Source organism: Cuniculiplasma divulgatum (assembly GCF_900083515.1).
In the GTDB taxonomy this organism is placed as follows: Archaea; Thermoplasmatota; Thermoplasmata; order Thermoplasmatales; family Thermoplasmataceae; genus Cuniculiplasma; species Cuniculiplasma divulgatum.
The window spans coordinates 321,243-335,880 of the sequence record NZ_LT671858.1 but is presented as its reverse complement, the minus strand read 5'-3'; the positions used below and the strand labels follow the sequence as shown (position 1 = coordinate 335,880).

The 14,638-nt window shown below is 37.7% G+C and carries 10 protein-coding genes; all 10 read right to left on the bottom strand.

Features of this window, described 5'->3' with window-relative positions; genetic code table 11:
* Positions 1-49: 49 nt before the first annotated feature.
* Complete coding sequence (locus tag CSP5_RS01645) at positions 50-1,072, bottom strand: mRNA surveillance protein pelota (RefSeq protein ID WP_077075887.1); 1,023 nt, start codon at positions 1,070-1,072, stop codon at positions 50-52.
* The gene (locus tag CSP5_RS01640) at positions 1,053-1,589 is read right to left on the bottom strand and encodes a Mut7-C RNAse domain-containing protein (RefSeq protein WP_277868665.1); all 537 of its coding nucleotides are present in this window, start codon (positions 1,587-1,589) and stop codon (positions 1,053-1,055) included. The genes CSP5_RS01645 and CSP5_RS01640 overlap by 20 nt, the downstream gene beginning before the upstream one ends.
* Entirely contained in the window at positions 1,504-2,061 is a 558-nt protein-coding gene (locus CSP5_RS01635) for a UbiX family flavin prenyltransferase (protein WP_021789184.1), read from the bottom strand. The genes CSP5_RS01640 and CSP5_RS01635 overlap by 86 nt, the downstream gene beginning before the upstream one ends.
* A gap of 54 nt (positions 2,062-2,115) precedes the next feature.
* Positions 2,116-2,730 carry a hypothetical protein gene (locus CSP5_RS01630; RefSeq protein WP_172399374.1) on the bottom strand — a complete coding sequence of 205 codons (615 nt, stop codon included), beginning with the start codon at positions 2,728-2,730 and terminating at the stop codon, positions 2,116-2,118.
* Positions 2,731-2,762: 32 nt separating this feature from the next.
* On the bottom strand, positions 2,763-6,380 hold the full coding sequence (locus CSP5_RS01625; RefSeq protein ID WP_148689536.1) for a hypothetical protein: 3,618 nt from the start codon (positions 6,378-6,380) through the stop codon (positions 2,763-2,765).
* 132 nt (positions 6,381-6,512) lie between these two features.
* Positions 6,513-6,896, bottom strand: a complete 384-nt coding sequence (locus tag CSP5_RS01620) for a hypothetical protein (RefSeq protein WP_148689535.1) — start codon at positions 6,894-6,896, stop codon at positions 6,513-6,515.
* The gene (locus tag CSP5_RS01615; RefSeq protein WP_172399373.1) at positions 6,886-9,381 is read right to left on the bottom strand and encodes a penicillin acylase family protein; all 2,496 of its coding nucleotides are present in this window, start codon (positions 9,379-9,381) and stop codon (positions 6,886-6,888) included. The genes CSP5_RS01620 and CSP5_RS01615 overlap by 11 nt, the downstream gene beginning before the upstream one ends.
* An 83-nt stretch (positions 9,382-9,464) precedes the next feature.
* Complete coding sequence (locus tag CSP5_RS01610; RefSeq protein ID WP_148689533.1) at positions 9,465-9,851, bottom strand: DUF3040 domain-containing protein; 387 nt, start codon at positions 9,849-9,851, stop codon at positions 9,465-9,467.
* 3 nt (positions 9,852-9,854) lie between these two features.
* Positions 9,855-12,362 carry a dipeptide ABC transporter ATP-binding protein gene (locus CSP5_RS01605; protein ID WP_148689532.1) on the bottom strand — a complete coding sequence of 836 codons (2,508 nt, stop codon included), beginning with the start codon at positions 12,360-12,362 and terminating at the stop codon, positions 9,855-9,857.
* 1 nt (position 12,363) lies between these two features.
* The gene (locus CSP5_RS01600) at positions 12,364-14,631 is read right to left on the bottom strand and encodes an ABC transporter permease (RefSeq protein WP_021789191.1); all 2,268 of its coding nucleotides are present in this window, start codon (positions 14,629-14,631) and stop codon (positions 12,364-12,366) included.
* Between the last annotated feature and the right edge of the window lie 7 nt (positions 14,632-14,638).

Genomic DNA, 14,638 nt, shown 5'->3' with positions numbered 1-14,638 from the left:
AGAAAGTATATTAAAATTGAGAATTTCCCAACGGTTGTCCCAATATCTATTATGCATTATACCTTAGAAGCGCGACAATATTACCAAAGTTCTTCAGTGTTTTGCCATATTCCCCATCCGAACTCATTATTATCACCTCTCCCCCTGATAAACTGACATTTTCTATTATTTTCTGAAAGTCCTCATTTCTAAAACTATCCTCCAGAACAAGCAATTTATCAATGGCTCCAGTTGATGAAAGTCTTAATATTTCTTCCCTTCCATAGGCTACCATCGAATTCCTTGCCAACCCTTCCATGAATTGCTCCATGTATTTTCTCTCCCTGGCTGATCTGGAGTCACCTATTATTTTCCTGACTGCCTCAGTGTTTATTATTTCAAAGACTGCGTTTTCATCCTCTCTCGTTGATGGCACGAAATTAATCTTCATACCACTGCTGTTTTCCTTCAGGAACTTTTCAAACATTTCCCCTTCAAAACCTGGACCGGTTATTACAACTGGACCTGCGAATTTTATTGAATTAAGAGTCCTTAATATCTCCTCGAAGTAGTTTTTTCTTGAATAATTCCCAGCATATTCCTTTCCAGATTTTCCTGAGTATATCTTCGCCTGTGTCTGAAGCCCATAATCCCTAAGTATACAGAATATTGCAGTTTCATCATCCATAACTATGAAAAGAGCATTGTTCGATGCTTTCAGCATTGCATCCCTGATTAGATTCTCGCTGGATCTGTCCCATTTGTCCTTAAGAATCTCCACATTTTCTCCCTCAGATATGTAAAGTGACTGATGCTGTCCCAGTGTTCCCTCTGGTCCTTTTGTTATTATTCCCTGAATTCTCAGTCTATCAGTGAATGGCTGGAAATATACCTCTTCTGGCCTTATCTCCAGGGTGACTGGCTTTCTGGAAGTCTCCTTACTCCTTTCCATATCCTCACTTTTCTCTTCTCTTCTAAGAACTGTTTTTCTTATTACTGTACCGGAGTCTATAATATTTTTTAAATACCATAGATCGTCCAGGTTCTCAATGAGGATTTCTCTCCATCCTTCTTCATTCTGTCTGAGTTTCATTGTACACCTTCAGTGACTCCAGTTTTGCCAGTATATTATGGGAATGAGTTCCTTCCCAGTAACATTTTCCACAGTTTGGACAGTGGTAGACTGTATCTATTTTCCTGGGGTCATATTCCTCTTCGCAATTATGATCACCCTTCACAAGAACACCATTGCATATGGTGCATCTTGAAAACAGAAATTCTTTTCTTGGTCTTTCTAAATTTGTAATCTGTATTATCTGTTCATCTATCCTGTCTGAAATTATGTAAATAGATTGTTTATATCTACTGCAAAGCTGTTTATCCCTCGATAATAGAACCCTATCATCAGCCCTGCTAATCTCAATTAATTCACTGTCTGATATTTCAAGGTTTGGATATGATGTATCATAACCCATTATTCGCATGTATCTCGCTAATCTTCCAAGCATGTTGTCTGCAAGATACCTAATCTCTCTCTTCCTCCTTCCATCTCTTAACCAGGGTGTTGTCCATGCCGCACAGATCCATAACCCTCCCGACCATGAAATCAACCATGTCTTCTACACTTCTGGGTTTAGTATAAAATGCTGGCATGGCTGCAGCTATAATTCCACCTGCCCTTGTGATTCGTATCATGTTCTCAAGTGCTATCTCGCTCAGCGGCATTTCCCTTGGAACAAGTATTAGCCTTCTCCTTTCCTTAAGTGCCACTGCAGCAGCCCTTGTTATGAGGGAATCAGATATTCCTGCTGCTATTTTTGCCAGCGTATTCATTGAGCATGGCATTACAACCATGGCGTTGAAGATAAAGCTTCCTGAACTGATTCTTGCAGCTACATCCTTATCATCATATGAAAATGATGCCATTTTTCTGAACGATGAAGAGTCATGCCCTGTTTCATACTGGATTACCTGATCTGAGTTTGATGAAATAACCAGATGTATTTCTGCATCTGCAGTTTCAAGAAACCTTTGGGCCAGTATGCTGCCAGAGGCTCCAGTGATACCTAGAATAACTTTCATTTATTATCTATTGGTAATAATCGAGTGTATTAAATTCTTTTATGATAAAAAATTTTATTTTCTCCTGTTGAAAACAAAATATAGCACAAACACTGATACAACAACGGCAACCATTGCTCCTACATATTCCTCAGTTAGGTAATTAGGAAGAATCTTTGGTTTTGACCAGCTGAAGCCAGGGAATGCTCCTGCGCTCAGGGCTTTCCAGTTTGTATATCCACTCACTAGGGATGTTTCATTCGCTGTTTTCCAGAATGCTTTTAATTCATTGGTCTTGGACAGATTTCCTGTGTGAGATAGTGCGTTAACATATTCAACGCCGTATGGATTCAAACCCTGATATGTGATATCAAAAACTATCAGGTATTGCGTTGAATTGGAAGAAAAGTTATATGCTATTATGGATCTATCGTCAAAGACATTTGTGAAAATACTTGTCCATTGACTTGTTGTAATTGTGCATGACTTATCGTTTCCATAATAATATTTAACTGTTGGAAAAGTTGAAGGTGGCGTTGTCACATTTTGCAGTTTGTTAACATAATTATTCACGGAGATTGCTGATCCGTGATTTGAGGTTCCTGCGTTTACCGTTCCTGCATTACTCATTATGGGTGATACCATTAATGCGATTATTATTACAGCGATTACCAGATAGATAGATTTCATCCTTACAGGATGGATAAATGAAATGTCGTATATCACTTTTTCTTATTATTAGTCAATATCTCCAACCTCGGTTTACCATCAGGATCTGGGGAAATCTTTATTAAATTTCTTTCAAGAAGCAGATTGAAACTCTTTCTTATTAACTTCCTGGAAAAATGCTTCCTTCTCAACCTTCTGATTACCTCTTTCAATGGACTATCGTCCTCCGAAAATATGGTATTAAGTAGGGCTTCAGAATTTGTATTGACAGGGAAATTCCTCAACGCATATATGGCGAAAACTGCAATTGGCAAAGGTATGAAAAAGTAACTGCTAAGGCTGATAACTGTGAATCCATAATATTTTGTGATGTTGCCGTATCTGACCTTAATTGAAACGTGGTCCAGGCCCACTGGCAGAGACGTATTCTCATACACACCTGAGGATACATAGTTCCCATTTATGTACCATCTTATCCCCATTGCTGATGTGTTATCTCCAGAAATGACTGATTGTGCTACCAAACTCTGGAAGAACATGCGGTATGACACGCCTATGCTCCTGATTAGTGGATAATAGGTTACATTTAGAAAATATGCAGTTGTGTTAATATTACCGCATCTATCCATGATTTTAAGAGTGAAATTGTAAGCTCCATCCTGTGTGAAATGAATTGTAAAGCTTAGATTTTTTTCAATAATCTCGCGATCATTTAGAATCAGGAAGACTTTAGATATATGGCTATTTCCATCTGGTGCAACTCTTAGCTTCAAACTGGGAGATTTTAGCAGGACACCACTGAAGCCATTGAGTCTGAATTCAGGTGTGGATGTATTGAATTTAATCCATATGAAATGTGAAATATGATTCATTGAACTTGACCAGATTGTAAATTTAAAACTGAAATTTCCGCTGTGGTTTAGATATATTGAACCGTTGAACTCCCTCATTTTTCCATTCTGGTAGTAATAAATTCTGCCATTTGAGCTGAATGCCTTAGACAAATTGAGAATGGATGTGTTGGTATAGTAGTAGGACTTTGTTATGAAATATGGGATAGAATTATTAACATTTATATTCAACTTCGATGAATAATTATGATTATTGATTGAACTGTAGTTGAGATAGAACACAGTAGTTCCATTGTACCTGAAGATATTCCTTATCCCTGAAGAGTTCAGCCATAAATTTTCCTCATGTACCATCTCACTGAAGACATTTGTAGCATCATGGTACCCTTTAACCGTCCAGATACCCTCGATATTGGCAGAGAAATGAAAATGGAATGAATCGTTTTTTGAATTACCATAGAATGAATAGAAATTCTTTACAGTGTTATTGTCCTTTACCCTGAGGTTCTCTGATAACACGGTGAAATTCACTGTGCCCTCAAATACGGTGTTTCCAGCAACGAATAGATCGTATGTGGATAAACTATAATCACCATTTGACAGATTTAGATGGATTGATTTTCTATCTGATGTAAAGTTAAGGGTCTTACTAAATGACCCATTCCTCACCACCAGTAAAATATGGGATACATTATTTCCATTCCCATAGAGTGTTATGTTAAATTTGTTACTGCTGAATATTTGGTTTTGGGATATGTCTGGGAATAGACCAGATCCCCTTTCATTATAATACTCCAATTTAATTTTAATCGATCGCGAAACGTTGTATTTGTCCCTGAAGCTTATCTCAAATTGAATATATTCTGATTTAAAATAAAGTGGTATGAAGAATGAGACTGTTGAGTTAAGGTAGTTTATGGTGCTATTTACGCCATCTACTGATATGCGGGTAATACCTGCTGAATCGTAATATTTAGACCATAATATTTCTCCGGAAAACACACCATTTTTGATGCTCTGTAAAAATGTTAAAGTTGGAAATGAACTATCTACTTTTACTGTTCCCGTATAAACTAAATAGTATAATGATCCAGTAAGAATCTGTAGTGTATAGATATAAGATCCAGAATTGAGCGAAGAAAGATTCATATTGTACGATGATTTGTTTTTTCCTTCCATGCTAATTCCACTTATTGAGACGTTTGATTCGAATGAACATGTACCGGTTACTGTAAAATTGAAATATCCATCTGGAGAGAATAACTGATTTTTTGGAACATTGATTTTTAAATTTACATGGCCTGAATTATTATATATATAAAAACAGAATGAGTTGTATGAATTGCTTATGTAAGAACCACTGAAAACATATGATAAATTTCCACTGTACTGATAAAAGCTCTGGGTATAAGTAGAAAGGTTCAGTATATCCATAGATCCCTCATAGGTTAATCCAACCTCATCCTTATCCATGAAATTTATTGCCTTTCTGGAAATCACGTTAAGTTCAGGATAATAATAACTTTCAGGGTTTGAGGTAAAACTAACTCCACATATCAACTGCCCATTTTCCTCAGTGAAATTTGATATTGAATGAAAATTTCCAAATTCTAAAATCTTACTATCGTTTTGGTCCAGTAATAATAGGGTGGTTTTATTTCTGTAGTATATGTATGTTGTGTCTTCGTACTGGGAAATACCCACTACGGTTAAGGATCCAATTATATGATTGCTGTAACTTAACTCTACTTGATGATTGAATGCATCGGTTACTTCTGTTTGGTTATAGAATGATAGAACGTTATTTATAATTACAGTACCAAATTTTCCTGGTGGAGTCTCAGGAACCTTTTCAAAATTTATAAAAAGATCTGAATTGTTCAGTTCTGCGATACAGTATTCTGAACCAGTTTCATTTCTTAGTAGCCAGTACGTATCCTTTGAGTCAGAAACTGCAGTCATAATATAATTTTCACTGGATCTGTAGATTAACTTCGTCATGTTTGATTCTGTGTTGTATTCTACTATTGAATTATTGTCTCTAACGAAGAAATATATGCCTGTTTCTTCATCGTATAATAAATCTTTATCCTTCCCCACTACGGTATTGAGTGTTTGATGTTTCAATTGAACCGCATCGGGTTTATTTATTGGCTGGTAAATAGTTACTCTACTATGCTGAAGTGCAGGTTTCTGGAAAAGTAGGTTGTAATAATACCCCTGAATTGTTAAATTAATATTTTTTGACATATTCTGATCAGAATTTGACATAAATGAATTAGAGTAGCATAACATGTTCATTCTGTTGATCATAAATATTACATATTTTCCACTGAAAATAAAGGATAGCTTGTAAAAGGTATTCTGACTTAGCTTCACTAATTTATCAACATTTTTACCCTGTATAATTGAGATATAAGAACCATACTTTAATCCGAAGCAACCCGAAATAGATTGACCTTCATAGGAAGCCTTGAAGTAAGATTCAGTCATTGAATAACTCTCATTTTCATTCCATGATAGATTTATAGACTGATTATCAGCATCAGTAGAAAAATAGATCCCACTGGTGTTGTAATAGTTGCTGCCACTAATGTAAAAAGGATATTTGTCCGAAGTTGCATTGTAGTTCGAATTAAAGAATTCTGTGTCCCTGTTTAGAAGACCTATCTTTACTGTACTATTTGATGAATAACCTGTTTCGTTTAAGTTATAATTTTCATAAGACCGTATAATTTTTGGACTTCCTGAATTGGCTATTGGTAAACTTGCAATTAAGGTAATAAATATAATAAGTGTAATAAGTGCAATTTTTTTCACATTTGGGTAAAAACTTCATTCATTTAATTAATAGTATATCTGCATAAATTTCATTGAAGAAAAGTAGTTGAAAAGAATTAGAAATTTAGAAATTACGTTTTAAAATGATTGGTAAAACAATGTTGTACGTACTTATATGTTTTTTACCTTTGCAAGTTTTTTAATATCTTTTTTTCCAGATAATTCATATAAAGAGGAAAATAGGAGCGCGGAGAATCCACATATTATGCCACCAAGCAGAGGATAAAGAATTAAAACAAGAACTGAGGGAATTGAAGTAACTGAGCCTACCACCGTGGATATCCTGACAGAGCTTGAAAAGGGATAAAGCAGGTAGACAGACATGAAGGACAGAAAACCTATGAGGAAACCGTATATGGCTGCCCATTTCTTTTTTAAAATAGCCAGTGGAACTGCTGAAATTACCACATAAAATGCATCCTTCAGGAAAAATGCTAAAAGGATCGAAAGAATTGCTGAAATTGCTATGGCCAATACAGAATATTTAAGGTTCATATGTTATTCTCACCTCCACTGGTAATCCCTGCATAGGGTAATATTGATGATTTAACCATTTTGGAAGCTGGTTATCGAACCAGTGGCTCAGAATATTTTCACTTGGACCTCCTGGAAATACACCGTAGAAGGTTCCGGAACCTGGTCTTGCGATAGTTCTCAACGATGAACCTATAGAAACACATGGCAGTGGATATTCAAGCAGTCTTGGTATGCTACCTACACTAACTGTGTGTCTCCCACCCCAGATCGGCATGGGTCCTATGCCTAGAGAGCTGATTCCCGTAAGACTTGCGATTTCCAGCTTATGTATGTTGCCCCAGTCCCAGTTATTTTCCCCACCGAGCTTTGAATCCATGAAAGCGATCGCCATTACGAATGCTTTCTGCATAGTCAGAGTAAAGTTTCCGTTGAACCAGGATGATGTGGGGTCATTTCTCGCCATGAATATAGCTGTGTTAATATAGACACAGGGTGTGTAATTGTAAATACCTTTTTCCTTCAGGACCTTATCATAGGTGATATTGTAGAATGCAGCAGTTACATACTGGTAGACTGTTGGATTTTTCATTGGCTCATAAAAAGAATAATTCCAGCTCAAAAGTAAACTGTAAGCTTCTTCCTCTGAACTATTCATTGATTTCATTCCAGAAATTGCTTTTAGAATGATTGGATTAAACTGTGATGCCCAGTAATCTGTCACATTAGACTGAAGAGCCATCATGTTGGAAATATCCATTTTGGAATGATTTTGAAGATAATGATCTATTGTTTCAGCCCTTCCTCCTGTAGACCAGTATGAACCAATGAAAGGAAATGGATAATTCTTACCTACAGTGGGCTGATTTGGGGCAAACATGTATCCCCTGGAAGGGTTAACAGCCTGCGGAAGATAATTAAAAGGAACATATCCATTTTCTCTATACTGAGGGTTTGAACCATTTAGAAGAGATACTGAACCTACAACTTTCAACGTTTTACCGTCAGGTAGGGTCTCCCTTATAAGAGGATACCCTCCGGCGGTAATATACCCTGCATGATGCAGTGAAACAAGAGCAAAATTCTGAGGTGGTGCTGGCCCCCAGTACTTCAGTGCATTCAACATCTGGGAGTAATTTGAAGCCTGATCCAGTAGAATCTCCGCTATAAGATCAGTGCTTGGTGAACTTGCATCCCAGTTCATGCTTATTCCTATGTTGCCTATTCGTCCTATTAGTGGCCCATTATTTGTCATATATATTTTATAATCAATTCCAGCCTGTGTGTAACTGCAGCTCTTCATGGGTATATAGGTTCCATTGTAAAGATATGAGTCTCCCTTAAGGAATTCCACATAATCATTGGCTGAATTTCCCTCTGGTGTCGTTAGTCCAAATGAAGTATTTTTTGTGTGCCCTATTAGTATACCAGGTAATCCTGCAAGTCCCCAACCTGTTATATTAAATCCGGGGTCCTTTAGCTGGAACTCTATCCATAGTGAAGGAGCAAGAAGTGGAAGATGTGGATCGTTGGCCATCATAGGATCGCTATCTGATGAATGCGAGGATGTGATCACCCAGCTGTTACTTCCTATTGGTGAACCCGTAAGATGTGAGCCTGGTAGATTATATGGATCGGAAATATTATCGCAGGAATCTTTGATTAGCTTTGAAAGATTACTTAAAAGGTTGGTTGATATTCCTGTTGCCCATTCCTGGAAAAAATCCTGTTTCCACAAATAAGAAGGACTGATACCCTGTTCAGATAGACTAAAACCATTTACCGTTCCACTTCCTGGAATCATTGTTATGTTTTCCGTATAGTATGGATAATATGGCCATATTTCACTGTAATTTGCAAATCCCAAAGAATTAACAAAGAGATCAGACTGCAGAACATTGGTAGATCCTGTCGCAAGAGACCATGACATATACTCCTGCCAGACAAGGCTGTCGAAGACTGTCCACCTGAATGGCTTTATCCCCAGGAGATGAAATCCAAGATGAGTAGAAACTGAGTTAGTGTTATTTATGTACGCATCAACACCCTCAGTATACCATTTGATATAATTGAAATAGCCCGTATAGTTTGCCTTTAGGTCTCTCTCAAGATTGTACGCATCTCTTGAGAGCCCTATAAGTCTCATTGTGTAATCGGACTGTAATCCAGATTTACCCACAAAATTGCTGAGATTACCTGCTGCCACAGTTGCCTGAAGTTCCATCTGAAACAATCTCTGACACGCTGAGTAATATCCCTGTGCATAGAATAGATCATGATTATTTTTGGCTGTTATATGTGCCATTCCCGAATTATCAATTGTAATGTTAACTTCATTTTCCAGTCCTGGTACAATAAAATTACAAGAGGTAAAGTTCGTTCCATCTGCACTTCTGAATACCCCTGTGGATGGATTGAGAATATTCAGGGAATTAGAAACATATGACATTGATCCTACAATTATAAATGATAACACAACAATTATGACAAGTAGTTTTTTACCCATATTCATGGAGATCAGTAGTGCATATTTTTAACTTCTGTTTGTAGTAATTTATTTTTATTATATCAGATCAAATGTATCCTAATTTAAAAAAAAGCAATAACGTAAAATAATGCTACGCCAAGCAATATATATAATCCACCAACACCGACAAATATCACTGTCATTATTAGCTGCTCTCTGTTAATCTGCACTACGTCTTTTTCTCTCAATGAAGCTTTTGACTGAAACATATTATTAACATATCTATTTGCACCAAAATCATAAAATGCACCAAAGAAAATAATTACAAATCCCACCATTACGAGGATAAGTGGAAATACGTTGGCTATGGATAAAGCACCAGCAATAAGAAGCACAATCCCGGATAGAAATAGAATAAAAAGAAGAACCATTGGAGGAACAGTTAGTTTAAACCTTGTTCGTATCTTCTCTTTCCTTCTAATCTCCTCCTCTGGTGATGGGATCTCCATTTACTACTCCGTCATGTATTCTCCTTCCTCTCCACTCTCTACTTCTTCCATTACTTCCTCTCTTGTCAGTTCATCCTGTGCAAAATGGCAGCTATAATATCTGTATCCAGTTTGTTGCAGTGGTGGGTCTTCTGCTTTGCATATATCCTTATGGTATACACATCTTCCGTAGAACCTGCATCCCTTCGGTGGATTAATCGCACTTCCAATTTCTCCCACTATGTCAAGTCCCTTATTCACCCAATCTGGATTCAGACTTGGCACTGCTGAAATTAGTGCTTTGGTATATGGGTGAAGCGGATCTCTGATAGTCTCTTCGGATTTTCCAAATTCCACAATTTGTCCAAGGTACATAACAACTATGAAATCAGAAACATATCTGGCAGATGCAATATCGTGAGAGATGTAAAGAACAGATATATCCCTCTTATCCTTCAAATCCAGTAAAAGATTCATTATGTTTGCTCTTATGGAAACATCAAGCATTGAAATAGGTTCATCAGCCACGAGGAATGATGGATTAAGTGTTATTGATCGGGCGATAGAAACCCTCTGCCTCTCTCCACCTGAAAGTTCGTGAGGGTATCTCTCCACATAATTCTCCGGTGGTCTTAGGTTAGCGATATCTAGAGCACTTAGAACCTCTTTTTCAAGATCAAACTCATTTTCAGACGTACCATTTCCGTCATTTACATCCCGCTGCCTTCTTTTAATTAAATCTTTTTTCTGAATTACAAGAGGCTCAGCTACAATATCAAAGATTGACATTTTAGGGTTTATGGAATCATATGGATCCTGAAAGATTAACTGACTTTCCTTCCTGTATATGCTATATCTCTGACTGTTCTTGCTCATCAAGGCTATATCATTTCTTCTTTCCTTTAGCTTCTTTAATTCTTCCTGAGCTTGCTCATCTTGAGGATCAATATCCATTGGCATTTCTTCATTTTCCAGCTCAGCTCCGCTTGGAACCTGGTCGAACTTGAATATGAGTTTACCACTGGTTGGATCGATAGCGTTTACAAGTAGCTTACCAAGAGTTGTCTTTCCAGATCCACTTTCACCTACAACTCCTATAATTACCCTTTTCCGTATAAGTAGATTTACCATGTCAACAGCGTGTACCACTGGTTTGTTGGCACCTCCAAACAGATTTGTTGTTAGGTTTGAATGAACCGAAAAATACTTACTCAGATCCTTTGCCTCGAGTAATACAGGCTGGTTACCAGCATTAGGATCGGGCAACAGTTCATCAGCGTATCTCTGCGCACTCAGGTACCTTTTCTCATCTATCTGATCAAAATGACATAAAGATTTATGGTCATTGCTCAGGCTTTTTAGAGGTGGTTTTTCCTTGTGACAGATGTCTTCCGCCATGAAACATCTGCTTGCGAAATAACATCCCTTTGGGGGATCAATTAGATCTGGAACTGAACCGGGAATACCATGTATTCTCTGTTTCGTTGCATCAATTGATGGGTAACTGTGCATTAGTGCGTATGTATATGGATTTCTTGGGTTCACGAATATATCCTTGGGTTCCCCATACTCCATTACCCTCCCGGCGTACATAACAGCAACATAATTGGCCAGTTGCGAAACAACACCTACGTCATGTGAAATAACTATCATGGACCTAATGATTTTACTGTCTTTCAGTCCTTTTAGCTCTTTTATGATCTTTGCCTGAGTGATAACATCTAGACCAGTTGTTGGTTCATCAGCAATTACTACCTTTGGATTAAGAGCAAGTGCCATTGCGATAATTCCCCTCTGCTTCATCCCACCGCTCAATTCATGTGGATAAGCATCAAGGAACTTTGGGTTGAAACCAGCCTTCCTACAACTGCTCTCCATCCTGTTATTCTCAAGAAGTCTTTTCTTGTCCTTTACAGGCATGGTTTTAAGATCATTTTTCAGCTTTTCTACCATCTCTTCATAAATTTTATTTTCTATGATTTTAAATTCGGCACTTTCCTTATCTTTTATATCTTCTAAAGCCATTTCATTAGCTCTTGCTCTTAGATTTCCTTCATCTATGAAGTCTTCATCGGTCAAATTGGAAATATCTGAAAATGTGTTGTGGATTTCGAATACCTCCTTGATCTGGTTCCTTATGGTATGAACTGGATTAAAGGCATTCATAGCCCCCTGGAATATCATTGATATTTCTTTCCATCTTATTTCCGCAAGACGCTGATCCAGCATTCTTCTAGCTTTTATCCTCATCTTTTTATCTGATACCGTGTCGTTGGAATTTATGATATCCTTATCTAGATAGACCACTGAACCTGTGATTTCAGCGTTATCTGGTAGCAGACCAAGAAGAGATAGCGCTGTAGTAGATTTGCCAGAACCACTTTCCCCTATTATTCCGAGAATTTCTCCCTCATTGAGATCCAAGTTGATTCCATCAAGGGCCTGTACTCTTCCTTCAAACGTTCGGAAATGAACTGACAAATTGTCTATCTTTATAAGTGTTTTAGAATTCGTAATTTCTTCTTCTAACATTTTACCTCCTCCTTAGTCTTGGATTTACTACCTCGTCCATTCCCCTTGACACAAATATGAGTGAGAATATGAACATCGTGAGTGCTATGGCTGGTGGCAATATCCACTGTGGTTGTGTTATAACCACAAAGTAGTCCGTATATGCTGCATTTAGCATTCCTCCCCATGTTGCAGTAGTTAATGGAGCAAGACCCAGAAACTCAAGACCAGATACTGCACCAATTCCTCCTCCTATGGACAATGCAAGTAGATAGAGCAATAACGGTCCTATATTTGGCATTATATGTCTCCTCATGATGGAGCCTCCCTTTGAACCGAAGAGTTTTGATGCCTCCACGAATGACCTTGCTGAAACCCCTCTTACCACACCTATGAGTGTGAATGCCGCAAATGGCCAACCTGTAAGACTGACTATAAGAATTAATGTGATAAAGTTTGCACTGTTGATAACCGAAGATAAGGCAATTAGCAAGGCAAGGCTAGGTACTAGAAACAGAGCAAGTGATAATGTTTCAACGGCCTCTCCTCCGAAACCTCCTTTATATCCAACATACATAGCGACAGCTAGAGATATTATTATGGTAAAGAAACCAATTGAAATTCCGAAAATCCAATCGTTTCCGAAACTTTCCATGAATCTGGCCCACACATCATTACCGTACTGTGTGCTCCCGAGTATTAGATTTGATCCGGAAGGTAATTTTGCCATTGGAGGTATCGGTGTGCATTCCTTAGCGGTTGAACTATACAGGTAGATATAATCATTACTAGCAGTAACTGCGATTGCCCCAACTCCAGTTGTTGCATCCTTGAAATACTGAACTACTGAGGTGCTGGTAGGTACTGGAGATAAACCGGCACTCCATGAGAATGGATACTTTGTTCCGAAGTTTAAATTGAATGACAGGATAGATCCTTTACTAGAGACGAGTATAAGGGAATCAGCGACGCTATCGTAGGTTGCTGTTTTTGAGAATATACCAGAATTTACAGGTAAAGCTACAACCTTGGTTTTAACAGATCCCGTGCTGTTATAGGTCAATACATAAGCATTTAGACTTGAAGTTGCAATGATATCACTGGGCAAGCCTGAATGTCCAGGTGTTGTAGATAAACCTACAAGATCTACACCAGTGTTCCTTACTGTTTGATTCAAACCAGTGAGAAGATTTATACTATCTACAGAACTTCCGACGAGGTAATATGCAGAGTTGTTTGCTGCATAACTCACCTGATAGAATTTTGGAATTACAGGCCCAACTCTTGCATTGTATGTATTTCCAACTACTTTACTCCATACTAAACCTCCATTTGATGCAGAATAAGCATTTATGGAAGTATTGTTCCAAATTAGTATTAGGGCATTTTTATCAAATCTACTCGCGGAAAATGATGACCCGTAAAAGCTTATTCCTTCGGGGTTTTTCATGCTTAATTTTTCTATTCCCAAAATTGCTCCCGGTGAAATCTGATACCTGTAAAGATAATCCCCAGTTGCATTTTTAGATAACAAGTACACCTGACCACTGGGGTTAAGACTGTCGTTGGCATAATTACAAGATGGGATACTTGTAGATACTGTACCAGTAAATGCTATCGAATCAGATGTTATATTTCCAACAATTGTTCCGTTATACGTAAATGAAGTCATCTCAGTGAAACTTGGCTTGTTTAGTCCCGCAGTTTGAAATGCTATTGTTCCTATAACCACATTTCCATTTGACCCATTGGCAATTGGAAGTGCGACAAACCTCTGAAATAACCCGGGACCCGCATACCCAGTAATTTCCTCAGCGCAGTTTATGAGCGAAAACATAGTTGGTTGGAGCATTTTTTCCTTTCCCTTCAAATGACTGTTATAAATTAAGTTATAGTTTCCTAATTTAGAGTCTTTTGTTGCCCCTAATCCATAGCAATAAATATCCCCATTTGAAGTCCCAAGGTAAATAGCTGACGTTCCCTCATTCTGAAGAGTGGTTGACATGGGGGAATATAACTCCACTCCAGAGTTCCCTTTTGATATGTTTGTGAGGTGAGTCTGCACTATTTCACTTGCAACGTGAGTATCGACTTCAGGTGCGATGTATGTATAGTTAGGGTGCTCAACTACGAATGGCGTTACCAAGGTTATTACTGCAAACGCCAGCAATATATAGAATCCTACCTTACCGTAAGTACTTTTGTAGAAGACCTTGAACTGCCTATAAAGTCTTCTCCAGTATACAGAGGGTTCATATTTCCTCCTCCTCTTTTCATCAGTTTTTTCCATATTAGTT